The sequence below is a fragment of the Curtobacterium sp. 1310 genome, assembly GCF_017834105.1.
In the GTDB taxonomy this organism is placed as follows: domain Bacteria; phylum Actinomycetota; class Actinomycetes; order Actinomycetales; family Microbacteriaceae; genus Curtobacterium.
Genome location: NZ_JAFICY010000004.1, coordinates 393,728 through 417,335 on the forward strand (window position 1 = coordinate 393,728; position 23,608 = coordinate 417,335).

23 protein-coding genes are annotated in these 23,608 nt (G+C 70.8%); 19 read left to right on the top strand and 4 right to left on the bottom strand.

Going from position 1 to position 23,608, the window contains the following annotated elements; genetic code table 11:
- The first annotated feature begins 17 nt into the window (after positions 1–17).
- The 4 genes from JOD95_RS12570 (at position 18) to JOD95_RS12585 (ending at position 2,288) form a co-directional block, all read left to right on the top strand.
- Positions 18–458 (top strand): hypothetical protein, encoded by a 441-nt coding sequence (locus JOD95_RS12570; RefSeq protein WP_066654954.1) that lies wholly within the window; start codon positions 18–20, stop codon positions 456–458.
- Positions 455–916: an ImmA/IrrE family metallo-endopeptidase gene (locus tag JOD95_RS16450; RefSeq protein ID WP_066654952.1), complete on the top strand. Its 462-nt coding sequence runs from the start codon at positions 455–457 to the stop codon at positions 914–916. Before JOD95_RS12570 ends, JOD95_RS16450 begins: the two co-directional genes overlap by 4 nt.
- Entirely contained in the window at positions 913–1,863 is a 951-nt protein-coding gene (locus tag JOD95_RS12580; RefSeq protein ID WP_066654950.1) for a hypothetical protein, read from the top strand. Before JOD95_RS16450 ends, JOD95_RS12580 begins: the two co-directional genes overlap by 4 nt.
- Before the next feature lie 212 nt (positions 1,864–2,075).
- Positions 2,076–2,288, top strand: a complete 213-nt coding sequence (locus tag JOD95_RS12585; RefSeq protein WP_066654946.1) for an SCO4848 family membrane protein — start codon at positions 2,076–2,078, stop codon at positions 2,286–2,288.
- Between the two features lie 331 nt (positions 2,289–2,619).
- Here the strand turns inward: JOD95_RS12585 and JOD95_RS12590 are convergent, their stop codons facing one another.
- Both JOD95_RS12590 and JOD95_RS12595 read right to left on the bottom strand, forming a co-directional pair.
- A complete protein-coding gene (locus tag JOD95_RS12590) occupies positions 2,620–2,925 on the bottom strand; it encodes a hypothetical protein (RefSeq protein ID WP_066654944.1) in 306 nt (101 codons plus the stop codon).
- Between the two features lie 46 nt (positions 2,926–2,971).
- Positions 2,972–4,519, bottom strand: a complete 1,548-nt coding sequence (locus JOD95_RS12595; RefSeq protein ID WP_066654943.1) for an amino acid permease — start codon at positions 4,517–4,519, stop codon at positions 2,972–2,974.
- A 115-nt stretch (positions 4,520–4,634) separates the two neighbouring features.
- Here JOD95_RS12595 and JOD95_RS12600 point away from each other — a divergent pair, with 115 nt between their 5' ends.
- A complete protein-coding gene (locus JOD95_RS12600) occupies positions 4,635–5,813 on the top strand; it encodes a mechanosensitive ion channel family protein (protein ID WP_066654941.1) in 1,179 nt (392 codons plus the stop codon).
- A 142-nt stretch (positions 5,814–5,955) separates the two neighbouring features.
- Here JOD95_RS12600 and JOD95_RS12605 read toward each other — a convergent pair whose 3' ends face one another.
- Positions 5,956–6,147, bottom strand: coding sequence for a hypothetical protein (locus JOD95_RS12605; protein ID WP_058728987.1), 192 nt, complete (start codon positions 6,145–6,147; stop codon positions 5,956–5,958).
- 93 nt (positions 6,148–6,240) lie between these two features.
- On the opposite strand from JOD95_RS12605, the gene JOD95_RS12610 reads away from it, so the two are divergent.
- The gene (locus tag JOD95_RS12610) at positions 6,241–7,392 is read left to right on the top strand and encodes an SLC13 family permease (RefSeq protein WP_066654936.1); all 1,152 of its coding nucleotides are present in this window, start codon (positions 6,241–6,243) and stop codon (positions 7,390–7,392) included.
- A 9-nt stretch (positions 7,393–7,401) separates the two neighbouring features.
- Here the strand turns inward: JOD95_RS12610 and JOD95_RS12615 are convergent, their stop codons facing one another.
- Positions 7,402–8,376 carry a magnesium transporter CorA family protein gene (locus tag JOD95_RS12615; RefSeq protein ID WP_066654931.1) on the bottom strand — a complete coding sequence of 325 codons (975 nt, stop codon included), beginning with the start codon at positions 8,374–8,376 and terminating at the stop codon, positions 7,402–7,404.
- A gap of 107 nt (positions 8,377–8,483) precedes the next feature.
- On the opposite strand from JOD95_RS12615, the gene otsA reads away from it, so the two are divergent.
- The 13 genes from otsA to JOD95_RS12680 all read left to right on the top strand — a co-directional run bounded on the left by otsA (position 8,484) and on the right by JOD95_RS12680 (position 23,162).
- On the top strand, positions 8,484–10,070 hold the full coding sequence (otsA, locus tag JOD95_RS12620) for an alpha,alpha-trehalose-phosphate synthase (UDP-forming) (RefSeq protein ID WP_209685233.1): 1,587 nt from the start codon (positions 8,484–8,486) through the stop codon (positions 10,068–10,070).
- Positions 10,063–10,845 (top strand): trehalose-phosphatase, encoded by a 783-nt coding sequence (gene otsB, locus JOD95_RS12625; RefSeq protein WP_066654927.1) that lies wholly within the window; start codon positions 10,063–10,065, stop codon positions 10,843–10,845. Before otsA ends, otsB begins: the two co-directional genes overlap by 8 nt.
- A 72-nt stretch (positions 10,846–10,917) precedes the next feature.
- A complete protein-coding gene (gene ilvD, locus JOD95_RS12630) occupies positions 10,918–12,612 on the top strand; it encodes a dihydroxy-acid dehydratase (protein WP_066654925.1) in 1,695 nt (564 codons plus the stop codon).
- A 45-nt stretch (positions 12,613–12,657) separates the two neighbouring features.
- Complete coding sequence (locus tag JOD95_RS12635; RefSeq protein ID WP_209685235.1) at positions 12,658–14,478, top strand: acetolactate synthase large subunit; 1,821 nt, start codon at positions 12,658–12,660, stop codon at positions 14,476–14,478.
- Positions 14,475–14,975, top strand: a complete 501-nt coding sequence (ilvN, locus tag JOD95_RS12640; RefSeq protein ID WP_066654921.1) for an acetolactate synthase small subunit — start codon at positions 14,475–14,477, stop codon at positions 14,973–14,975. Before JOD95_RS12635 ends, ilvN begins: the two co-directional genes overlap by 4 nt.
- A gap of 96 nt (positions 14,976–15,071) precedes the next feature.
- Entirely contained in the window at positions 15,072–16,097 is a 1,026-nt protein-coding gene (gene ilvC / locus JOD95_RS12645; protein WP_209685237.1) for a ketol-acid reductoisomerase, read from the top strand.
- 240 nt (positions 16,098–16,337) lie between these two features.
- Positions 16,338–17,528, top strand: coding sequence for a mannitol-1-phosphate 5-dehydrogenase (locus JOD95_RS12650; protein ID WP_066654917.1), 1,191 nt, complete (start codon positions 16,338–16,340; stop codon positions 17,526–17,528).
- A gap of 50 nt (positions 17,529–17,578) precedes the next feature.
- Entirely contained in the window at positions 17,579–18,019 is a 441-nt protein-coding gene (locus JOD95_RS12655) for a hypothetical protein (protein ID WP_066654915.1), read from the top strand.
- Positions 18,016–18,396 carry a hypothetical protein gene (locus tag JOD95_RS12660; protein WP_066654913.1) on the top strand — a complete coding sequence of 127 codons (381 nt, stop codon included), beginning with the start codon at positions 18,016–18,018 and terminating at the stop codon, positions 18,394–18,396. Before JOD95_RS12655 ends, JOD95_RS12660 begins: the two co-directional genes overlap by 4 nt.
- 163 nt (positions 18,397–18,559) lie before the next feature.
- Positions 18,560–20,149 carry a phosphoglycerate dehydrogenase gene (gene serA, locus JOD95_RS12665; protein WP_209685239.1) on the top strand — a complete coding sequence of 530 codons (1,590 nt, stop codon included), beginning with the start codon at positions 18,560–18,562 and terminating at the stop codon, positions 20,147–20,149.
- An 11-nt stretch (positions 20,150–20,160) separates the two neighbouring features.
- The gene (locus JOD95_RS12670; RefSeq protein ID WP_209685241.1) at positions 20,161–21,228 is read left to right on the top strand and encodes a 3-isopropylmalate dehydrogenase; all 1,068 of its coding nucleotides are present in this window, start codon (positions 20,161–20,163) and stop codon (positions 21,226–21,228) included.
- A gap of 14 nt (positions 21,229–21,242) precedes the next feature.
- Complete coding sequence (locus JOD95_RS12675; protein ID WP_209685243.1) at positions 21,243–22,367, top strand: branched-chain amino acid aminotransferase; 1,125 nt, start codon at positions 21,243–21,245, stop codon at positions 22,365–22,367.
- Positions 22,368–22,391: 24 nt separating this feature from the next.
- The gene (locus JOD95_RS12680; protein WP_066654901.1) at positions 22,392–23,162 is read left to right on the top strand and encodes a fumarylacetoacetate hydrolase family protein; all 771 of its coding nucleotides are present in this window, start codon (positions 22,392–22,394) and stop codon (positions 23,160–23,162) included.
- The last annotated feature ends 446 nt before the right edge of the window (positions 23,163–23,608 follow it).

Sequence of the window (23,608 nt, forward strand, 5' to 3'; positions counted from 1 at the left end):
GGAGGAGTCCGATCGACATGACGACCGTGGATCCCAGGGGCGGCGCGCTCGACGCTGCCGAGCTCGCTCGTCGACTCAACCTGTTGCTCGACTTCGAGGAGTCGCAGCGCGGCGCTCCCGTGCCCTTCGCGGCGATCGAGGAGTACGTCGCGGCGCAGGGCGGTTCGCTCTCCCGCGCCAAGTGGACGTACATGCTCTCCGGCGACGGCCGACGCAACCGGGACACCGACCTCCTGCGCCTGCTCGCCGGGTTCTTCGAGGTCGACGAACGCTTCCTGCTCGAGGACAGTGCCGTGCCCGAACGGATCGGCGCCCAGATCGCGCTCGTCCGTGCCCTGCGGTCGGCACGGGTGAGCGGCTTCGCCGCGCGGACGTTCCCGGGGGAGCTCTCACCCGAGGCCCTGCGGCGCATCGCCCAGGTGCTCGAGGAGGAGTCGGCACGAGGGGGTGTGGCGTGACGGACCCCTCGGTCGAGGCCTTCTGGGCCCGCGGGGCAGCCGAGGGCTGGTCGGACATCGACCAGGCCGTCGCCGCTGCCGCCGACCACGTCGGCAAGCCGGTCGTCGTGCGCGAGGAGTCGTTCCTCAGCGCCGAGCCGGTCTGCGGGTTCGTGGCGACGCTCGAGCACCAGCACCTCGTGATGATCTCCCCGACGAACTCGGCGACGTTCCGGTCGTTCGTCATCGGCCACGAGCTCGGGCACGTGCTGCACCGGCACTCGGAGCACGCGGCACAGTCGGCCTACGTGCGCGACGTGATCCCGGACGTCCCCGAGTACAAGGTGGAGCGAGCACTCGCGCGCGGGCTGTTCTCGAACACCTACGAGCACGAGGCCGAGCTCTTCGCCGACCGCCTCGCCGCCCTCATCCGGTCGAACCGAGGTCGTCCGAGCGCCTTCCGCGGGGTCTTCGGGTGATCGTCTCCGTCACGATGGCGGTGGTCCTCGTCGTCGGGACGGTGGTGCTGTTCCGACTGCAGCGGGGGCAGGACCGGACGCTCGCGGTGACGTTCCTGCTGTTCACCGCGACGATCGTCACGAACGTCGATCCGCTGTACCGCTGGCTCGACCCGCTCGTCGGTGGCCGCAACGTCGTCACGGTCGTCAGCGACTGCCTGATGATCGCCGGGACGAGCACGCTCCTCTGGGGCGTCGCGAAGGCCGTCGGCGCAGCGTGGCGGTGGCTGCGGACCGCCATCATCGTCGCGTTCGTGGTCGTCGTGGTGGTGGTCGTGGCGGCGTTCCTCGCGCTCGACCAGCCGCCGACCACGACGACGTTCATGCTCGTCGCGGGGCACCAGCCCGCCGCGGCCGTCTACTCGATCGCGCAGACGACCTACCTCGGCACCGCGGTCGGCGCCACCGGTGTGATCTGCATCATGCGCCTGCGGGAGGCCCGGACGGCGGCGGACCTGGTCGGGCTGTGGGTGATCGTGCTCGGCGGGGTCCTCGGTGTCGTGCGGATGGTCGTCGTCGCCGTGATGGACGTCGCACACGTGGTCGGTCGCCTCGACGTCACCCGCGCGCTCACCCCGCCGTACGACGTCACGACGCCCGGCGCGGTGCTCTGCATGGCCTCGGGGATGCTGCTGCTGGTCATCGGCCACCAGCTCTCCCGTCGACGCCGTGCGCGCCGCCTGGACGCCGCCCTGGCCGCCCTCGAGCCGCTGCACGCCCGCATCGGTACCGACAACGCCTACCCGGCGACCGAGGACACCGCGACGCGGCTCAGCCGGACCATCGTGGAGATCAACGACGGTGCCCGCCGCTCGCGCCGACCGCTGGACGCCGACGAGCGCATCGTGCTCGCCGAGGCGGAGTCCGCGCTCGACGAAGCGCTCGCGCCTGCTCGCGACTCCGTCTGAGTCCTGCTCGTCTGCATCGGTCGGATCACGTTCCCGAGCGGCGCTCGACGTTGCCGCGTGCTTCCGTGTAGGGTCTGTAGCACGTGCTACACGGCGGGGTCCCTCGTCGTCGGCACGCCGGGGAGGTCTCGGCCGCGTTGGGGGCGGCCGAGCACCCCCGGGCTCACGCTCCGGTCACGAGCCGGGATCGCGTCGCTGTCTAGACTCGTCGGGTGACCGTCTTCGCCGCCATCGTCCTGTTCCTCGCCGCCGTGTTCAACCTCGTGACCTGGCCGCGCTTCTTCCAGCGGGTCGCGAAGGACAGCCGGGCGCGCGACGCGGCCGGCAAGCCGACGACGTTCTACACGGTGCACCTGGTGCTGCTGCTCATCGCCTTCGCGATCGCCCTCGCCGCCGTGGTCGCGGGCATCCTGCTGCTGGTCTGACGCCGTCCGCCTGGCCACCTGACGGACGGGAGGCGCGGTGCCGGCTGGTACCGCGCCTCCCGTCCGTCCGTGGTCACCACGCGCCCGTGAGCCGCCGCCGTCCCGCCGAGCCGCCGCTGTGCCGGCGAGACGCCGCCGTCCCGGCGAGACGCCGCCGTGCCGGCGAGACGCCGCCGTGCCGGCGAGACGCCGCTGTATCCGGCGGCGTCTCGCGGCGCCTGCGGTGTCTCGCACGAACGCAGGCGTCTCGAACTGATGCAAGCGTCTCGCGCTGAAGCCGGCGTCTCGCGCCGCCGCCGGCGTCTCGCGCGCGGCGAGCGACCCGGACGGCTCAGGAAGCCGGCGGCAGCGGCGCCCCGAGCGCCCGCTCGAGCCCGAGCCGCGCCACCCGCTCGTCGCCGGTGTCGAGCAGCACGCGGAACGTCTCGTCCTCGCAGACGAACTCCACGCACACCGCGTCGAAGTCGCACGGCTCGATGCGCCACCCGGTGATCAGGTCAGTCGGCACCTGCGTCAGTGCGTCGCGCTCGAAGCTCGTCTCCGCGCGGACGGTGTCGTCGTAGACCCGGATCCGCCCGAAGGTGCCACGCCAGGTGAGTTGGAGGTCGAGCGTGGGGGAGACAGAAGGGTCCGGCACGCGCCGATCGTACCGGCGCGCACCGGACCCTGTCCGGGAGGCGCGATCAGCCGCGGGAGCTGCCCGACCCGTCCTGTCCGTCGCGGCGGACCTGGTTCGCGGGGTCGCGCACACCGATCGGGAACGGCCCGGTCACACCCTCGCGGAGCGCGGCGATGCGGAGGATGCGGTCGCGCTGCAGGAACCAGCCGACGATCAGCAGCGGGATGATGACCACGAGCGAGGCGATCGTGTACGTGCCGACGGGGTAGTCGATCGCCATGAGCACGACCACCGACGCCAGGAACGCGAGCGTCAACCACGAGGTGACCGGAGCGCCGGGCAGCTTGAACGACGGCTCCTTCGCGAGCCCCTGCTTCGCCCACTGCCGCAGCTTCATCTGGCAGAGGATGATCGTGCCCCACGCGGTGATGATGCCGAGGCTCGCGACGTTCAGCGCGATCTCGAACGCCTGCGCCGGCACGAAGTAGTTGAGGGCGACGCCCGCGACGGTGAACGCCGCGGTGAGCAGGATGCCGGCGTACGGCACACCGCCCTTCGACATCTTCGTGGTCCACTTCGGCGCGGAGCCGTTCATGCCCATCGAGTGCAGCGCGCGGCCGGTGGAGTACAGCCCCGCGTTCAGCGACGAGAGCGCCGCGGTGAGCACCACGAAGTTCATGATCGACCCAGCGACGACGCCGACCTGCGGGTTGCCGAGCGACGAGAAGAACGTCACGAAGGGGCTCTGCCCGTCCTTGTACGACGTGTACGGCAGGAGGAGGGAGAGCAGGACGACCGACCCGACGTAGAAGACCGCGATGCGGAAGACGACGGAGTTGATGGCGCGGGGGATGACCTTCTCGGTGTCCTGGGTCTCGCCGGACGCGGTGCCGACGAGCTCGATGGCGGCGTAGGCGAACACGACGCCCTGGACGACGAGCACCGCCGGCAGCACGCCGTTCGGGATGAGTCCGCCGTTGTCGGCCCAGATCGAGAAGCCCGTGCGGACCGCCTCGCCGCCGGTCTCCACCGGGAAGGCGAAGATCAGCCAGACGAGGGCGATCACGAGGAACGCGACGAGTGCGGCGACCTTGATGAGCGCGAACCAGAACTCGAGCTCGCCGAACACCTTGACGGCGACCATGTTGGCGGCGAGCACGACGACGAGGGCGATGAGTGCGAGGAGCCACTGCGGTGCCGCGGTGAACGCACTCCAGTAGTGGAGGTACAGCGCGACGGCGGTCGTGTCCACGATCGAGGTCATCGCCCAGTTCAGGAAGTACATCCACCCGGCTGCGTAGGCGAACTTCTCGCCGTAGAACTCGCGGGCGTAGGAGATGAACGACCCGGAGGACGGGCGGTGCAGGACGAGCTCGCCGAGCGCGCGCAGGATGAAGAACGCGAAGACGCCGGCGATCAGGTAGGTGACCGCCAGCGCGGGGCCGGCGGTGTTCAGGCGTCCACCCGCGCCGAGGAAGAGCCCGGTGCCGATGGCTCCACCGATCGCGATCATCTGCAGTTGCCGGGGCTTCAGACCGTGCTGGTAGCCCTCCTGCTCGTGCGAGAAGTCGTTCGCGGGCTTCGCAACACCCGTGTCGTTCTGCGCTGTCATGCGCGCCAACCTACATGCGTGGACGGCCCGGGGTGGAACGGGAGCCCACCCTGAACGACACCACAGGTGTGCCGACGCTGAACGCCCACCGACGCCGGTCCGACAGCATGGACGGATGGACACCCTCCTCCGACTCCTCGTCGCGATCGGGATCGCCCTGCTCGTGACGGCCGCCGCAGCGCTCGTCCTGCACCTCGTGCTCCGGACCATCGCCCGCCGGGAACGCTGGGCCGCGGTCCTGTCCCGGCGCACCAAGCACCCCGCGCGGTCGATCCTGCTCATCGCGCTGCTCTGGACGGCCTTCACGACGAGCATCCCGCACGACGAGGACACCTACCCGTGGCGCGACGAGGTCTCGCACGCCTTCCTCATCGCCACCATCGCCGTCGGCTGCTGGCTGGCGTGCCAGATCGCCATCTTCCTCGAGGACCTCGGCCTGCACCGCTACCGCGTCGACGTCCCCGACAACCGGGTGGCACGGCGCATCCGCACCCAGGTCCTCATCATCCGCCGACTCACGGTCGCCGTGCTCGTCATCATCGCGGTCGGCGCGATCCTGCTGACCTTCCCCGGGGTCGAGGCCGCGGGCGCGAGCGTCCTGGCCTCGGCCGGACTCATCTCCGTCGTCGCGGGTCTCGCGGCGCAGTCCACCCTCGGCAACGTGTTCGCCGGCATGCAGCTCGCGTTCTCCGGGTCGATCCGCGTCGACGACGTCGTCGTGGTCGAGCAGCAGTGGGGGCGCATCGAGGAGATCACCCTGACCTACGTCGTCGTGCACCTGTGGGACGACCGCCGGTTCGTGCTCCCGTCGACCTACTTCACGTCCACGCCGTTCGAGAACTGGACCCGCACCGGCAGCGAGCTGCTGGGCGCGGTCGAGTTCGACCTCGACTGGCGGATCAGTCCGACCGAGATGCGCGGGGAGCTCGACCGCATCCTGTCGACCTCGACGATCTGGGACGGTCGGACCAAGGTGCTCCAGGTCACCGACGCGGTGAGCGGGCTCGTGCGGGTCCGCATCCTGGTGTCCGCTCCGGACGCCGGCGGCCTGTTCGACCTGCGCTGCTACGTCCGCGAGGAGATGGTCGAGTGGGTGCAGCGCGAGCACCCCGACGCCCTGCCCCGTCAGCGGGTGCAGGTCACGCAGGGCACCGAGCGCGTCGGCGAGCGCCGCGCCCGCACCGAGGAGCAGGACGCTGCGCTCTTCCGCGAGGGCGACGAGCGCACCGCGCTGTTCACCGGTCCGATCCAGACGTCCGACATCCGTCCGGACGAGGTCCCGCCCGAGCGCTGACCGCACGCCCTGACAGCCTGCGCTGACCGCACGGGCGTCCGCAGGTCGCGACGCCACGGGACGACGGACGGGAGGCGCGGTACCGGTGGGTACCGCGCCTCCCGTCCGTCGTCCGGTCACCGTCGTGACCGCGACGTGCGTCCTAGCGCTGGCGCGCCTTGACGGCTCGGTCGTCCTCGACGACCGTGCCGAGCGCGACGATCGTCGTCGCGAGCCACGCGATCCACGTGAGGGCCAGGCGCCAGTCGCGCGGCCCCTGCCGGGTGGTCTGCACGACGCTGTAGCCGCTGATGATCGAACTCCACACCGCACCGCTGAACATGAACTTCCGCACGGGTTCCTCCTCCTGGTCGTCCCCGCCACGCTACCGGCCGCTACATTGGAGCGCCGCCGGTCGCCCTGCCGGTCCGCAGAGCGAGGAGACACCGTGCGCCAGGCCGTCATCGGGGGAGTGCTGCTCGTCGTGGGCGCCGTCTGCGTCGCGCTCGGGCTGCTGCCCCTCTCGGACCTCGGCGCGCTGGCCGACCGGGTCGTCCCGGTGCTCGCGTTCGTGCTCGGGCTGACGATCGTGTCGGAGCTCGCGGCCGACGCCGGGGTCTTCGACCGGCTCGCCGACCTGGCGGCCCGGGTCGGCGGCGGGCGCACGATCGGCCTCTGGGCGGCCGTCGTCGTGCTCGCGGTGGTCTGCACGGTCTTCCTGAGCATCGACACCACGGCGGTGCTCCTCACCCCGATCGTCATCACGCTCGCGCGTCGCGTCGGGCTGCCGCCGATGCCCTTCGCGCTCACGACCGTGTGGCTCGCCAACACGGCGTCGCTCCTGCTGCCGGTGTCGAACCTGACGAACCTGCTCGCCGTCGACGGGATCGGCCTCGACGGCCCGATCCCGTTCGCCGGCCTCATGGTGTGGGCGGCGCTCGCCGGGGTCGTCGTGCCGTGCGCGGTGCTCCTCGTGGTGTTCCGCGGGAAGCTCTTCGGCCGGTACACGCCGGTCGACGTGCGACGGCCGCGCGACCCGCTGTTCTTCTGGGCGGCCTCGGTGGTGCTCGTCCTGCTCGTGGTCGCGCTGACCGCCGGCGTGACGGTCTGGGTCGCGGCGCTCGTCGCGGCGGCGCTGCTCGTCGTCGTCGCCGCGTTCCGCGCGCCGTCCGAGCTCCGGCCGTCCCGCGTCCCCTGGGCGACGCTCGTCTTCGCGGCCGGGCTGTTCGTCGTCGTCGAGACCCTGCACGCCACGGGGCTCACCGACCCGATCGTGCAGGCGCTGTCCGGTGGCACCGACACCGGGTCGCTCCTGCTGCTCGGCGGTGCCGGCGGGGTCGCGGCGAACGCGATCGACAACCTGCCCGCGTACCTGGTGCTCGAGCCGGCCGCCGGCCACGAGGCGCTGCGCTACGCGGCGCTCCTGGTCGGCGTGAACGCGGGGTGCCTCATCACGCCGTGGGCCTCGCTCGCGACGCTGCTGTGGCACGCACGGCTGTCGGCCGAGGGCGTGCACCTGTCGTGGGGACGCTACATGGCGCTGGGGTGCGTGGTCGCGCCGCTCACCGTCGTCGCCGGTGTGCTCGCGCTGCAGCTCTGAGGCGGCCGGCTACAGCCAGTCCTTGCTCTTGAACACGCGGTAGAGCACGAGCGACGTCGCGACGATCAGCGACACCGACGCGGCCAGTCCGCTCCAGTGCCCCTCCCCGGGGAACGTCACGTTCTGCCCGAAGAACCCGGTGATGGCGGTCGGGATCGCGATGATCGCCGCCCAGCTCGTCACCTTCTTCATCACGGTGTTCTGCCGGTTCGACGCCAGGTTCAGGTTCGTGTCGAGGACGCTCGACACCGCGTCGCGGAGCTGCTCGACCGAGTCCGCGATCGTCACGAGGTGGTCCTCGACGTCACGGAGGTACGGGCGGATGCCGTCGGCGATCGTCTCGGCGTCGCCGTGCAGCAGGGACCCGACGCTGTCGCGCGTGGGCACGACCTGCCGCCGGAGCACGCCGAGCGCCTTCCGCAGCCGGAAGGACCGGCGCTGGACCTGCTGCTCGCGCGGGTCCCCGTGCTCGAACAGGTCGTCCTCGAGGTCGTCGATGCGTGCCTCGATGTCCTCGACGGCCTTCGTGGCGTGGTCGACGACGGCGTCGAGGAGTCCCCAGACGAGCCAGGGCACCCCGCGGTCGGCCAGGTCGGCGTTCGCCTCCAGCCGCCGTTCGACGGCGCCGAGGTCGACGTCGGGGCCGTGGATGGTCACGAGCGCCCGGTGCGTGACGAAGGCCTTCACCTCGTGCGTGACGAGCTCGCCCTCGGCGTCGAGGCCGTCGACGTCGTAGACGACCAGGAACAGGCTGTCCCGGTAGCGGTCGAGCTTCGGCCGCTGCCCGTGCTCGAGGGCGTCCTCGACCGCGAGCGCGTGCACCCCGAGCTCGTCCTCGAGCTGGTCCAGGTCACCGGGGTCCGGGTCGACGTGGTCCACCCACACGAAGGTGCCGTCGTCGCGCTCCAGCAGGTCCGACACCCGTTCGACGGGGAAGTCCCGCTCCACCGCGGTGCCGTCCCGCCACGCCCGTGTCATGACCATGGCGACGAGCCTAGTGACGGCGCACCGAGAGCCGGCCGCCCCTCCGCTGGTACCGTCGGCCTCGATCCCGGCGCACCGGCCGGAGGGAACGGAGACACCAGCACCCCATGGCAGCAGACACCGACCCGGACCGCTACGCCTTCGTCGTCGCCTCGAACCGCCTCCCGGTGGACCGCGTCGTCGACGAGGACGGCAACGAGGGGTGGCGGCACTCGCCCGGCGGGCTGGTGACGGCGCTCGAACCGGTCATGCGCGCCAACGACGGCGCCTGGGTCGGGTGGGTCGGCCAGCCGGACGTCGAGGTCGCACCGTTCGACAACGAGGGCATCCACATCGTGCCGGTGCCGCTCAGCGCCGCCGACGTCGAGGAGTACTACGAGGGGTTCAGCAACGACACGCTGTGGCCGCTCTACCACGACGTCATCGAGCACCCGAGCTACCACCGCGACTGGTGGATCGCGTACCGACGCGTCAACGAGCGCTTCGCCGACCAGATCGCCGAGATCGTCGAGCAGGACGGCATCGTGTGGGTGCAGGACTACCAGCTGCAGCTCCTGCCGGCGCTGCTGCGGGAGCGCCGCCCCGACCTGACGATCGGCTTCTTCAACCACATCCCGTTCCCGCCGGTAGGCATCTACGCGCAGCTGCCCTGGCGCGCGCAGATCCTCGACGGGCTGCTCGGTGCCGACGTGATCGGCTTCCAGCGCCAGGACGACGCGAGCGACTTCCTCCGCGCGGTCCGGCACATCAAGGGCTACACCACCAAGGGGTCGACCATCGACGTCCCCGTGGACGACCCGGCGGCCCCGCGGAGCCGCAAGGGCATCACCGTGCGGCACGTCGAGGCACGGCACTTCCCGATCTCCATCGATGCCGAGAGCTTCGAGGAGATCGCCCGCCGGCCCGAGGTGCAGGAGCGCGCGCGGGAGATCCGCGAGAGCCTCGGCAACCCGAAGACCGTGCTGCTCGGCGTCGACCGGCTCGACTACACGAAGGGCATCCGGCACCGGATCAAGGCGTTCGGCGAGCTCGTCGAGGACGGCCGGATCGCGGTCGAGGACGCCACCCTCGTGCAGGTCGCGAGCCCGAGCCGCGAGCGGGTCGACACCTACGCGACGCTGCGTGACGAGATCGAGCTCACCGTCGGCCGCATCAACGGCGACCTCGGGGTCATCGGCCACCAGCCGATCGCGTACCTGCACCACGGGTACCCGCGCGAGGAGATGGTGGCGCTCTACCTGGCCGCCGACATCATGCTCGTCACCGCCCTGCGCGACGGCATGAACCTGGTCGCGAAGGAGTACGTGGCCGCCCGGTTCGACAACGACGGCGTGCTCATCCTGTCCGAGTTCGCGGGTGCCGCCGACGAGCTCAAGCAGGCCGTCATCGTCAACCCGCACGACATCGGCGCGCTGAAGGACTCGATCCAGCGCGCCATCGAGATGCCCCGCCGCGAGCGCTCCACGCGCATGCGCGCGCTCCGCAAGCGCGTCCGCGACAACGACGTGGCCCGGTGGTCCCGCTCGTTCCTCGAGGCGCTCGACCGGCACGCCCCGCGCGGGTCGCGGATCGACCCGTCCGACGACGGCGGCGAGCGGCACCGCGAGGCGGAGGACGACGGGATGTCGATCTTCGACCAGGACGCGCAGAAGGCGCGTGCCGCCGAGGACACCCGGGAGGCACGGGGTGCCTGAGGTCTCCACCGACCCGGCCGTCCTGGCGGCGGCCCTCGAGACGCTCGCGGCTGCGCCGCGACTGCTCGTCGCCCTCGACTTCGACGGCACGCTCGCACCCTTCGCCGACGACCCCGCACGGGTCGGGGCGCTCCCCGGCTCCTGGGCCGCGGTGCTCACCCTGCAGCGCGCCCGCGACACCGAGGTCGTGCTCGTCTCCGGGCGTCCGCTCGAGGGGCTCGCCCGGGTGTCGCACGCACCCGACGGCATGGCGCTCGTCGGGTCGCACGGTGTCGAGTGGCGCGTGGACGGCCACGACGAGGCCGCGCTGAGCGACGACGAGCTCGCGCGGGTCGAACGGGTCGGCGCTGCCCTCGACGAGGTCGGTGCACGGTTCCCCGACGTCGTGATCGAGCACAAGCCGGCAGGCCACGGCGTGCACACCCGGCGGGCGAGCGTCGAGGACGCGGCCGCGGCGAACGCGGCGGCGCACGAGGCGGCGCACGCAGCAGACCCGGACGTGCTGGAGCGCGGCGGCAAGGACATCGTCGAGTTCGCCGTCCGGCACGTCACGAAGGGCGACGCGATCGATCGACTGCGCGGGCTCCGCGGCGCCGACGCGGTGTTCTTCGCCGGCGACGACGTCACCGACGAGGACGCCTTCCGGGTGCTCCGCGACGGCGACGTCGGCGTGAAGGTGGGGGAGGGCGACACGCTCGCCGCCCACCGCGTGGCCGACCCCGCGGCGCTCACCGACGTCCTGAAGCAGCTCGGACGCCTGCGCGCGACGCGCTGACGACCCGGCCCCGCGCCTCCCGTCCGCGCAACGGTGTCCGGGTGGTATCCCAACTGGTCCTAGACTGCCTCCATGCCTGACATCGACGTGAAGCCGCGCAGCCGGGTCGTCACCGACGGGATCGAAGCGACCACCTCGCGTGGCATGCTCCGCGCCGTCGGCATGGGCGACGCCGACTGGGACAAGCCGCAGATCGGGATCGCCTCGTCCTGGAACGAGATCACCCCCTGCAACCTCTCGCTCGACCGCCTCGCCCAGGGCGCGAAGGAGGGCGTGCACTCCGGCGGCGGGTACCCGCTGCAGTTCGGCACCATCTCCGTCTCCGACGGCATCTCGATGGGCCACGAGGGCATGCACTTCTCGCTCGTCTCACGCGAGGTCATCGCCGACAGCGTCGAGACGGTCGTCAACGCCGAGCGCCTCGACGGCACCGTGCTGCTCGCCGGCTGCGACAAGTCGCTCCCCGGCATGCTCATGGCCGCCGCGCGTCTGGACCTCGCGAGCGTCTTCCTCTACGCGGGTTCGGTCATGCCGGGCTACGTGAAGCAGGCCGACGGCTCCTTCAAGGAGGTCACGATCATCGACTCCTTCGAGGGCGTCGGTGCGTGCAAGGCCGGCACCATGACCGAGGCCGAGCTCAAGGAGATCGAGTGCGCGATCGTCCCGGGCGAGGGCGCCTGCGGCGGGATGTACACCGCGAACACGATGGCGAGCGTGGCCGAGGCCCTCGGCATGTCGCTGCCCGGGTCCGCGGCCCCGCCGAGCGCCGACCGTCGCCGTGACTACTACGCCCATCGCTCCGGCGAGGCGGTCGTCAACATGCTGCGCCTCGGGCTCACCGCCCGCCAGATCCTGACGAAGGAGGCGTTCGAGAACGCCATCGCCGTCGCGATGGCGCTGGGAGGCTCGACCAACGTCGTGCTGCACCTGCTCGCGATCGCGCACGAGGCCGAGGTCGAGCTGAGCCTCGACGACTTCAACCGCATCGGCTCGAAGGTGCCGCACCTGGCGGACATGAAGCCGTTCGGCAAGTACGTCATGGTCGACGTCGACCGCAACGGCGGCATCCCGGTGATCATGAAGGCGCTGCTCGAGGCCGGTCTGCTGCACGGCGACGTCATGACCGTCACCGGCAAGACCCTCGCCGAGAACCTGGCCGAGATCGACCCGCCGGAGCTCGACGGCGAGGTCTTCCGGAAGCTCGACAACCCGATCCACACCACCGGTGGCCTGACGATCCTCAAGGGCTCGTTCGCGCCCGAGGGTGCCGTCGTGAAGACCGCCGGCTTCGACGCCGCCGTGTTCGAGGGCCCGGCGCGGGTGTTCGACCGCGAGCGCGCCGCCATGGACGCCCTGACCGAGGGACGGATCCAGAAGGGCGACGTGGTGGTCATCCGCTACGAGGGCCCGAAGGGCGGCCCCGGCATGCGCGAGATGCTCGCCATCACCGCTGCCATCAAGGGCGCGGGCCTGGGCAAGGATGTACTACTGTTGACGGACGGACGATTCTCAGGCGGCACAACCGGCCTGTGCATCGGCCACATCGCACCGGAAGCCGTGGACGCAGGTCCAGTGGCATTCGTGCGCGATGGCGACCGCATCCGTGTCGACATCGCGGCTCGCTCGCTCGACCTACTGGTCGACGACGCCGAGCTGGAGGCCCGCCGAGAAGGCTGGGCCCCGCTGCCCCCGCGCTACACCCGCGGAGTCCTCGCGAAGTTCGCGAAGCTCGTCCAGTCCGCCGCCAAGGGCGCGGTCACGGGCTAGCGTCGACACGTTCGAACCGCCATCCCTCCAGGCAAGGACCACCTCATGCCCACGGAAGCCACTCCGCTGTCCGCGGCCGCCGGTACGCGGCGGTCGCCCGAGATCCTGACCGGCTCGGGAGCCGTCCTGCGGACGCTCGAGCACCTCGGGATCACCGACGTCTTCGGCCTGCCCGGCGGCGCGATCATCCCGTTCTACGACGAGCTCATGGCGTCGACGACCATCCGCCACGTCCTCGTGCGCCACGAGCAGGGTGCCGGCCACGCCGCCGAGGGGTACGCCTCCTCGTCCGGCAAGGTCGGTGTCGCCATCGCGACGTCCGGCCCCGGTGCGACGAACCTCGTCACGGCGATCGCCGACGCCTACATGGACTCGGTGCCGTTCATCGCGATCACCGGGCAGGTGTTCTCGACCCTGATGGGCACCGACGCCTTCCAGGAGGCCGACATCGTCGGCATCACGATGCCGATCACGAAGCACTCGTTCCTCGTGACCGACCCGGCCGACGTGCCGGCGACGCTCGCCGCGGCCCACCAGATCGCCACGACGGGTCGTCCGGGCCCGGTGCTCGTCGACATCACGAAGGACGCCCAGCAGAAGTCGGCGCCGTACGTCTGGCCGCCGAAGATCGACCTGCCCGGCTACCGTCCGGTCACGAAGGCGCACGGCAAGCAGATCACGGCCGCGGCCCAGCTGCTGGCCGAGGCCGAGCGTCCGGTGCTGTACGTCGGCGGCGGCGTCGTCCGCTCCGGTGCGTCGGCCGAGCTCCTGCGCTTCGCCGAGGCCACCGGTGCGCCGGTCGTCACGACCCTCATGGCCCGTGGCGCCTTCCCGGACTCGCACCAGCAGCACCTCGGCATGCCGGGCATGCACGGCACGGTGCCCGCGGTGCTCGGCCTGCAGGAGAGCGACCTCATCGTCGCCCTCGGTGCGCGCTTCGACGACCGTGTGACGGGCAAGGCTGACGAGTTCGCGCCGCACGCCAAGGTCGTGCACGTCGACATCGACCCCGCGGAGATCTCGAAGATCCGCTTCGCCGACGTGCCGATCGTCGGCGACGCCCGCGAGGTCCTCGTCGACCTCCTCGACGCCTGGGACGACGTCTCCGCCGACCGGGCGGACACGAGCGCCTGGTGGGCGAAGCTCGACCAGCTCCGGCAGGACTTCCCGCTCGGGTACGCGGAGCCGACCGACGGGCTGCTCGCGCCGCAGGCGATCATCAAGCGCATCGGTGAGCTCACCGGTCCCGAGGGCGTGTTCGCCTCCGGGGTCGGGCAGCACCAGATGTGGTCCGCGCAGTTCATCCGGTACGAGCGGCCGAACGCCTGGCTGAACTCGGGTGGCGCCGGCACCATGGGCTACTCGGTCCCCGCGGCGATGGGCGCGAAGGTCGCCCAGCCGGACCGCGTGGTCTGGGCGATCGACGGCGACGGTTGCTTCCAGATGACGAACCAGGAGCTCGCGACCTGCGTCATCAACGACATCCCGATCAAGGTCGCGGTCATCAACAACTCCTCGCTCGGCATGGTGCGGCAGTGGCAGACGCTGTTCTACGACGGCCGACACTCCTTCACCGACCTGCAGACCGGTCACGGCACGCGCCGCGTCCCGGACTTCGTGAAGCTCGCCGACGCCTACGGTGCCCTCGGCATCCGCGTCGAGAAGGCGGACGAGGTCGACGCCGCCATCCAGCTCGCCCTCGAGACGAACGACCGCCCCGTGGTGATCGACTTCGTGGTCAGCCGCGACTCGATGGTCTGGCCCATGGTCCCGCAGGGGGTCAGCAACTCGTCCATCGAGTACGCCCAGGCCCTCGCCCCGACCTGGGACGACGAGGACGCCGACATGACGGGAGAAACCGCATGAGCCACGTCCTCTCCCTCCTCGTCGAGGACAAGCCGGGTCTGCTGACGCGCGTCGCGGGGCTGTTCGCCCGGCGCGGCTTCAACATCGAGTCGCTCGCCGTGGGCGGCACCGAGGTCGAGGGCCTGTCCCGGATCACGGTCGTCGTCGACGTCGAGGACCTGCCGCTGGAGCAGGTGACGAAGCAGCTCAACAAGCTCGTCAACGTCATCAAGATCGTCGAGCTCGACTTCTCCCAGTCGGTGCAGCGCGAGCACATGCTCGTGAAGGTCCGCGTCGACAACCAGACCCGCTCGGCCGTGCTCGAGGCCGTGAACCTCTTCCGCGCGCAGGTCGTCGACGTGGCGACCGACTCGCTCATCGTCGAGGTGACCGGCGACCCGGGCAAGATCCAGGCGATCCTCCGCGTCCTCGAGCCCTACGGCGTCAAGGAACTCGCCCGCGCCGGTCTGCTCGGCATGGGCCGTGGGCCGAAGAGCATCACCGACCGCGTGCGCTGAGCACACCCCGCTTCCGGGCGGGAGGCGCGGGGCGGTCCCGCCACGCGCCTCCCGTCCGCACACCACAAGCCACCAGAACCAAGGAGACACACCCTCGTGACTGACATCGTGTACGACGCCGACGCCGACCTGACGCTCATCCAGGGCAAGAAGGTCGCCGTCATCGGCTACGGCTCGCAGGGCCACGCCCACGCGCTCAACCTCCGTGACTCCGGCGTCGAGGTCGTCATCGGCCTCAAGGAGGGCTCGAAGAGCCGCGACAAGGCGACCGAGGCGGGCTTCCAGGTCCTCACCCCGGCCGAGGCGACGAAGAACGCCGACGTCGTCGTGATCCTCGCGCCGGACCAGGTGCAGCGCATCGTCTACGCCGAGGACATCGAGCCGAACCTGAAGGACGGCGCGACGCTCGTCTTCGGCCACGGCTTCAACATCCGCTACGGCTACATCGAGGCCCCCGAGGGCGTCGACGTCGCGCTCGTCGCGCCGAAGGGCCCGGGGCACACCGTCCGTCGCGAGTACGAGGCCGGCCGTGGTGTGCCCGTGATCGTCGCCGTCGAGGTCGACGCCTCCGGCAGCGCCTGGGACCTCGCCTGGTCGTACGCCAAGGCCATCGGCGGCCTGCGTTCCGGCGGCATCAAGACGACCTTCACCGAGGAGACCGAGACCGACCTGTTCGGTGAGCAGGCCGTCCTCTGCGGTGGCACGTCGCAGCTCATCCAGTACGGCTTCGAGACCCTGGTCGAGGCGGGCTACCAGCCGCAGATCGCCTACTTCGAGGTCCTGCACGAGCTCAAGCTCATCGTCGACCTCATCTGGGAGGGCGGCCTCACCAAGCAGCGCTGGTCGATCTCCGACACCGCCGAGTTCGGTGACTACGTCTCCGGCCCCCGCGTGATCTCGCCCGAGGTCAAGGAGAACATGAAGGCCGTGCTGTCCGACATCCAGGACGGCACCTTCGCCAAGCGCTTCATCGAGGACCAGGACGCCGGCGCGCCGGAGTTCAAGGAGCTCCGCGCGAAGGGCGAGGGCCACCCGATCGAGGCCACCGGCCGCGAGCTCCGCGCGCTGTTCGCGTGGAAGTCGAACGACGCCGACTACGTGGACGGCTCGGCCGCGCGGTAGTCTGCGGTCGACCACCCGACTCCCGAGGCGGCGGTGCGTTCGCACCGCCGCCTCGCGACGTGACCCGAACGACATGCACCTGTACCCCTCCAGCTCCAGCGCCAGCACCTGGCGCCCCCGTGGCGTCCCCGTACCCGGGCGCTCCGCTTCCGTGACCCGTCCTGCAGTGCTGCCGATGCCGCTCCGCGGCGTCGCGAGGAGTGGTCACGACCGGGTCCTCCGACGTGGGAGGATCATCGGATGGCGGTGACGAAGCGAGCGGTCCACATCGGCGCCGGCAAGATCGGGCGCGGGTTCGTGGGTCAGTTCCTGGTCGCGAGCGGTTACGAGCTCACCTTCGTCGACGTGGACGACCGCGTGGTCTCCGCGCTCAACGACGCCGGCCGCTTCGTGGTCCACGAGGTCGGCGAGCAGCCCGTCGAACACCTCGTGTACGGCTTCCGTGCACTCAGCAGCAAGACCGACCGTGAGCGCGTCGTCCAGGCGATCGCCGAGGCCGACGTCGTCACGACCGCCGTCGGTGCACGCACGCTGCCGCTCGTCGCCCCCGTCATCGCCGAGGGCCTCGCGGCACGGGCGCCCGAGCGCGGCGACGTCACGGTCGTGGCCTGCGAGAACGCCTTCAACGCGACGGACTCGCTGCACGCCAGCATCCGACGCGCCCCGATCCTCGAGGACCGTCACGTCGCGGCGGTCTTCGCGAACTGCGCGATCGACCGCATCGTCCCGGACCAGTCCGGGGTGCTCGGACAGTCCGGTGGTCTCGACGTCGTGCTCGAGCCGTTCTACGAGTGGGTCATCGAGCGCACCCCCTTCGCTCCGTCCGACGCCGAGCCGCCGCAGATCGACGGCGTCACCTGGGTCGACGACCTGCAGCCGTTCGTCGAGCGGAAGCTCTACACGGTGAACACCGCCCACGCGACCGCGGCGTACCACGGCTTCGTCCGCGGGATCCGACTCATCCGCGAGGCCCTCGAGGACCGCGAGGTCCGCGCCGAGGTCGACGGGGTCCTCGCCGAGACGACCGCGCTGTTGGTCGCCAAGCACGGGTTCGACCCGGCCGAGCACGCCCGCTACGTCGCTGCGAACCTCACCCGCATCGCGAACCCGCTCCTGCCGGACACCACGGCGCGTGTGGGGCGCAACCCGCTGCGGAAGCTCGGACGGCGTGAGCGCTTCATCGGCCCGGCGTCGCAGCTGGCCGAACGCGGGCTCCCGGTCGAGCACCTGCTCGGAGCGGTCCGGGTCGCCCTGGCGTTCGACGACGAGAACGACCCCGAGTCGATCGAGCTGCACGCCCTGCTCCGCTCCGGCGCGACGGCGCACGCACTCACCGAGATCCTGACCGGGCTCGTGGAGAGCCACCCGCTGTTCCCCGCGGTGCGCGACGTCGTCGCCGGGGTCCTCGCGACCCAGCCCGCCGACGTCTGAGCGGTCCCTCGTGGTGTCCGCCGTCGCGGGTCCCTCGTAGAATCGTCCCCATGACCACGGCAGCATCCCCGCCCGACGGCTCGGTCGACCACGACGACGACGCCCTCAGCTGGGGCGACGCGGACGACGCGACCCACGTCGACGCGGCCCACAACCCGGTCACGGTGAAGGGCCACGGCGGACGCGACCCGGAGCGCCCGGAGACCTCCGGCGCCCTGGTCGGCTTCGGGGTCTTCGGCGGGCTCTACCTGCTCTACACGGTGGCGTGGCTGCTCACCGCCTCGACCGCGTACGTCGCGAACGTCGACACGCTGCTGACCGTCTTCGTCGAGGTCCTCCGCTTCCTGTCGATCGTCGCGCCCGCGCTGTGGTTCACCGTGGTGCTCTGGGCCGGTCGTGGTCGTCGGACCCGCACGCGGCTGCTGTGGATGCTGCTCGGAGCCGCCGTGCTCTTCCCCTGGCCGTTCCTCATGACCAGGAGCTTCGGGTGACCGCCACGACACCGGCAGCCCGCCGGACCTCGTCCCCGCTCGTCGGCCGCATCGTCGTCTGGGTGGTCTTCGGCGCGCTGTTCGCCTACATGACCGTCCAGAGCGTCGGGAACCTCGTCACCGTCTCGCAGTCGGTTCGCGCGTTCAACACGTTCCTCGAGACGACCTCCGGTGGTTCGTCGCTGCAGCGCAGCACCCCCTGGGGCTGGCTCGTCCTCGACATCGCGATCGCGCCCGTCGCGTTCGTGGTCGCCCTCTGGACGACGCGCCGGGCTCGGCTGTCGGTGACGGTCGGTGTCTTCGTCGTCGCGTTCGCGGCGGCGGGCGCGCTCTGGCTCGACCTCCAGCTGTTCGTGCCGCGCCTGCTCGACTTCTGACGCACGTCGCGACCGTCCCACGGTCGGGAGGCACGGTGCCCGCTGGCTCCGCGCCTCCGGACCGGCGCGTGGTTCCGTCGGGGACCGACGGTGCGGTCGTAACCGGGTCCCCGCGTCGATACGATGGTGGGATACCGCCCGTCTCGTGTGAGGAACTGCAGCTGTGCCGAAGCCGGTCGTCCTGATCGCCGAAGAACTCTCGCCCGCCACCGTCGACGCCCTCGGGCCCGACTTCGAGATCCGGAACGTGGACGGTACCGACCGTGCCGCGCTCCTGTCCTCCCTCGCCGACGCGCACGCCGTGCTGGTGCGGTCCGCAACGAAGATCGACGCCGAGGCCATCGCCGCGGCGCCGCAGCTCAAGGTGGTCGCCCGCGCGGGCGTCGGCCTGGACAACGTCGACATCAAGGCGGCGACCACCGCCGGCGTGATGGTCGTCAACGCGCCGACGTCGAACATCATCTCGGCCGCCGAGCTCACGGTCGGCCACATCCTGTCGCTCGCGCGCCACATCCCCGCGGCCCACGCGTCGCTCGCGGCCGGCGCGTGGAAGCGTTCGTCGTACACGGGCGTCGAGCTCTACGAGAAGACCGTCGGCATCATCGGCCTCGGCCGCATCGGCGCGCTCATCACGCAGCGCCTGCAGGCGTTCGGCGTCTCGGTCATCGCGTACGACCCCTACGTCACGACGGCCAGGGCCCAGCAGCTCGGGGTCGAGCTGGTGTCGCTCGAGGACCTCCTCCGTCGTGCGGACTTCACCACGATCCACATGCCGAAGACGCCGGAGACGGTGGGCATGATCTCGGACGAGCAGTTCGCGCTCATGAAGCCGACCGCGTTCGTCGTGAACGTCGCGCGCGGCGGCCTGATCGACGAGGACGCCCTGCACCGGGCGCTCACGTCCGGGGAGATCGCCGGTGCCGGCCTCGACGTCTTCGTGTCCGAGCCGCCGAAGGACTCGCCGCTGCTCGCGCTGCCGAACGTCGTCGTCACGCCGCACCTCGGCGCCTCGACGGACGAGGCCCAGGAGAAGGCCGGCGTCTCCGTCGCGAAGTCCGTGCGCCTCGCGCTCGGCGGCGAACTCGTGCCGGACGCGGTCAACGTCGCCGGCGGCGTCATCGACCCGTACGTCCGCCCGGGGATCCCGCTCATGGAGAAGCTCGGTCAGGTCTTCACCGGCCTGGCCACCTCGCCGGTGACGAGCATCGACGTCGAGGTGCACGGCGAGCTCGCGCAGTACGACGTCAGCGTGCTGAAGCTCGCAGCCCTCAAGGGCGTCTTCACCGACGTCGTCAGCGACCAGGTCTCGTACGTCAACGCCCCGCTCATCGCGGAGCAGCGCGGCGTGAGCGTCCGGCTCATCACCGAGGCCGACAGCCCGGAGTACCGCAACGTCCTCACGATCCGCGGTGCCCAGTCCGACGGGCCCGCGATCAGCGTGTCCGGCACGCTGACCGGTGCCAAGCAGGTCGAGAAGCTCGTGGAGATCAACGGCCACGACGTCGAGGTCGCCCTCGACGCGCACCACGTCGTGATGGTCTACACCGACCGCCCCGGCATCGTCGCGGTCTACGGCAAGGAGTTCGGCGACGCCGGCATCAACATCGCCGCGATGCAGATCTCGCGCGAGGCCGCCGGCGGGCAGGCGCTGAGCGTCCTGACGGTCGACTCGCCGGTGCCCGCGGAGATCCTCGAGCACGTGCGCTCCACCATCGACGCGACCTCGCTCCGCGAGATCGACATCACGCTGTAGGGGTCCGGGACATGGCACAGACGCTCAAGCTGGCGGTCGTCCGGGGCGACGGCATCGGGCCCGAGGTGGTGGACGAAGCGCTGAAGGTCCTGCACGCGGTGGTGCCGGACGACCTCGACGTGCAGGAGACCGCCTTCTCGCTCGGTGCCGCCCGGTACCTCGAGACGGGCGACATCCTCACCGAGGACGACATGTCCGCCATCGCCGAGCACGACGCGATCCTGCTCGGCGCCGTCGGCGGTGACCCGCGCGACCCGCGACTCGCGGGCGGGATCATCGAGCGTGGACTCCTGCTGAAGCTGCGCTTCGCGTTCGACCACTACGTCAACCTCCGCCCCACGACGGTGTACTCCTCGGTCGCGAGCCCGCTCGCCGACCCGGGTGCGGTCGACTTCGTCGTCGTGCGCGAGGGCACCGAGGGCCCGTACGTCGGCAACGGCGGCGCGATCCGCGTCGGCACGCCGCACGAGATCGCCACCGAGGTGTCCCTCAACACGGCACACGGTGTCGAGCGCGTCGTCCGGTACGCCTTCGACCTCGCCTCCCGCCGCCCGCGGAAGCACCTGACCCTCGTGCACAAGAGCAACGTGCTCGTGCACGCGGGTTCCCTCTGGCAGCGGACGGTCGCGGCGGTCGCCGAGGAGCACCCGGACGTGACCGTCGACTACCAGCACGTCGACGCGGTGACGATCCACATGGTCCGCGAGCCCGGGCGGTTCGACGTCATCGTCACCGACAACCTGTTCGGGGACATCATCACCGACCTGGCCGGCGCGATCAGCGGCGGCATCGGTCTGGCGGCCTCGGGGAACATCAACCCGGACGGCACCTTCCCCAGCATGTTCGAGCCGGTCCACGGTTCCGCGCCGGACATCGCAGGCCAGCAGGTCGCCGACCCGACCGCCGCCGTCCTGTCCGTCGCCCTGCTGCTCGACCACCTCGGTCGTGCAGACCTGGCGGCGGCCGTGACACAGGCGGTCGAGGACGACCTCGCGAGCCGGGGCACCACGCCGCGCAGCACGGCCGAGGTCGGCGACGCCATCGCCGCCGCGGTCGCAGCACGCACCACCACCGCCTGACAGGAGTCACCCCGATGAGCAGCACCGACACCGAGACCGACGGCGACTTCGCCCTCGAGTTCGCGAACACGCCGTCGCCCGAGCGTCGGGCCGCGGCCGAGCGCGAGGAGATCCTCGCCGACCCGGGCTTCGGCAAGTACTTCACCGACCACATGGCCACCGTCGCGTGGTCGCTCGAAGCCGGCTGGCACAGCGCATCGATCCACCCGTACGGACCGCTGACCCTCGACCCCAGCGCCAGCGTGTTCCACTACGCGCAGGAGATCTTCGAGGGCATGAAGGCCTACCGCCGCGCGGACGGGTCGGTGTGGTCCTTCCGGCCGGACGCGAACGCGCGCCGCTTCCAGCGCTCGGCCCGTCGGCTCGCGCTCCCGGAGCTGCCGCTCGAGGTCTTCGTCGAGTCGGTCCGGCAGCTCGTCCGCGCCGACGTGGACTGGGTGCCGTCGGCGCCGGAGACCAGCCTGTACCTGCGTCCGTTCATGATCGCGACCGAGTCCTTCCTCGGGGTCCGTGCCGCGCAGGAGGTCGCGTACCACTGCATCGCCAGCCCGGCCGGGGCGTACTTCACGTCCGGACCGAAGCCCGTGAGCATCTGGCTGTCGACGAAGTACGCCCGTGCCGCACGTGGCGGGACCGGGGCTGCGAAGACCGGCGGGAACTACGCCGCGTCCCTGCTCCCGCAGCAGGAGGCCTACGAGCAGGGCTGCCAGCAGGTGATGTTCCTCGACTCCGAGGAGGGCCGGTACCTCGAGGAGCTCGGCGGCATGAACGTCGTGCTCGTGCGGTCGGACGGCACGCTCGTCACGCCGGACTCGGAGTCGATCCTCGAGGGCATCACCCGCGACTCGATCCTGCAGCTCGCCGAGGACCGCGGGCTCCGGGTGGAGCGTCGTCGGGTGACGCTCGACGAGTGGCGGGACGGGGTGGCCGACGGCTCGATCACCGAGGCGTTCGCCTGCGGGACGGCCGCGGTGGTCACGCCGATCGCGGAGCTCCGCGGCGAGGGCTTCACGATCGGGTCGCCCACCGTCGGTGCCGGCGAGCTGACGATGTCGCTCCGCCAGGAGCTGACCGACATCCAGTACGGCCGTCGTCCCGACCCCCACGGGTGGATGACGCGCCTGACGGACCCGGCCTGAGCCGCGGATCGGTAGGGTCGAACAGTGAAGATCGCACGGTTCAGCAGCACGGGTGAAGACCCGCGGTACGGCATCCTCGACGAGCGTGACCTGGTCGTCCTTGCGGGGGACCCGATGTACCAGGGGTTCGAGACGACGGGGGAGCGGGTGCCGCTCGCCGACGCCAAGCTCCTCGCACCGGTGATCCCTCGGTCGAAGGTGATCGGCGTCGGCCTGAACTACGCCGAGCACGCGTCGGAGATGGACGAGCGGTCGGGGGACGACCCCGTGGTCTTCCTCAAGCCGAACACCGCGGTCATCGGTCCGGACGACCCCATCCGTCTGCCGGCCGAGGTCGGCCGTGTCGACCACGAGGGCGAGCTCGCCATCGTGATCGGCTCGCTCGCCAAGAACGTCCGGCGCGAGGACTTCGCGAGCGTCGTGCTCGGGTACACGATCGCGAACGACGTGACTGCGCGCGACCTGCAGGCCCGCGACGGACAGTGGACGCGAGCCAAGGGCTTCGACACCTTCTGTCCGCTCGGTCCGGTCATCGAGACCGAGATCGACCCGTCGGACATCCGACTCGAGACCCGCGTGGACGGCGAGCTGCGCCAGGCGGCGTCGACCAGCGAGATGGTGCACGACATCCCGTCCCTGGTCGAGTTCGTGTCGTCGATCTGGACCCTCCTGCCCGGCGACGTCATCCTCACGGGTACCCCGGCCGGGGTCGGGGCCATCCGCGACGGCGAGGTGGTGGAGGTCCTCATCGAGGGGATCGGCTCGCTGAAGAACCCGGTCATCGCTCGCCACTGAGCGCTCGCGACACCCGAACGGCCCGTTCCCACAGGGGAGCGGGCCGTTCGCCGTGCCGGGGCCACGAGGTGCCGACCGTGCGACACGCCCGGGATGTGGGTGGTGTTGGTGGTGTGGTCGGGCCGTGCGTAGAGTAATCACTCGTTGCCGCTGAGGCGGAGAACGGAACGGCCGAGACGGTCACCGGGTTCACCTGGGGATCTTGTCCGCCACGGTTCTTCCCCGGCAACGAACTTCCAGCCCCTCTGATGAGGTACCACTGTGGTGGTGCTGAGTGGGGGGTGCGTCTGGTCCTTGAGAACTCAACAGCGTGCACATTGTCAATGCCAATTATTTTGACCCCGTGCGACCGCAGCTTTGGTTGTGGTCGTCGGAGACAATTCCTTTTGGATTGAAGATTGTCAGTAGACAGTCAACAGTCAGAATCAACTCGGTTCGGCGCTTTC

Excerpts from the sequence above, each read along its gene's own strand:
- JOD95_RS12595 (WP_066654943.1), bottom strand. The coding sequence starts at position 4,519 with ATGACAGCGCAGAACGACACGGGTGTTGCGAAGCCCGCGAACGACTTC.
- JOD95_RS12670 (WP_209685241.1), top strand. The coding sequence starts at position 20,161 with ATGGCACAGACGCTCAAGCTGGCGGTCGTCCGGGGCGACGGCATCGGG.
- JOD95_RS12650 (WP_066654917.1), top strand. The coding sequence starts at position 16,338 with ATGGCGGTGACGAAGCGAGCGGTCCACATCGGCGCCGGCAAGATCGGG.
- JOD95_RS12600 (WP_066654941.1), top strand. The coding sequence starts at position 4,635 with ATGGACACCCTCCTCCGACTCCTCGTCGCGATCGGGATCGCCCTGCTC.
- JOD95_RS12635 (WP_209685235.1), top strand. The coding sequence starts at position 12,658 with ATGCCCACGGAAGCCACTCCGCTGTCCGCGGCCGCCGGTACGCGGCGG.
- JOD95_RS12655 (WP_066654915.1), top strand. The coding sequence starts at position 17,579 with ATGACCACGGCAGCATCCCCGCCCGACGGCTCGGTCGACCACGACGAC.
- ilvD (WP_066654925.1), top strand. The coding sequence starts at position 10,918 with ATGCCTGACATCGACGTGAAGCCGCGCAGCCGGGTCGTCACCGACGGG.
- otsA (WP_209685233.1), top strand. The coding sequence starts at position 8,484 with ATGGCAGCAGACACCGACCCGGACCGCTACGCCTTCGTCGTCGCCTCG.
- JOD95_RS12615 (WP_066654931.1), bottom strand. The coding sequence starts at position 8,376 with ATGGTCATGACACGGGCGTGGCGGGACGGCACCGCGGTGGAGCGGGAC.
- ilvN (WP_066654921.1), top strand. The coding sequence starts at position 14,475 with ATGAGCCACGTCCTCTCCCTCCTCGTCGAGGACAAGCCGGGTCTGCTG.
- JOD95_RS12675 (WP_209685243.1), top strand. The coding sequence starts at position 21,243 with ATGAGCAGCACCGACACCGAGACCGACGGCGACTTCGCCCTCGAGTTC.
- JOD95_RS12570 (WP_066654954.1), top strand. The coding sequence starts at position 18 with ATGACGACCGTGGATCCCAGGGGCGGCGCGCTCGACGCTGCCGAGCTC.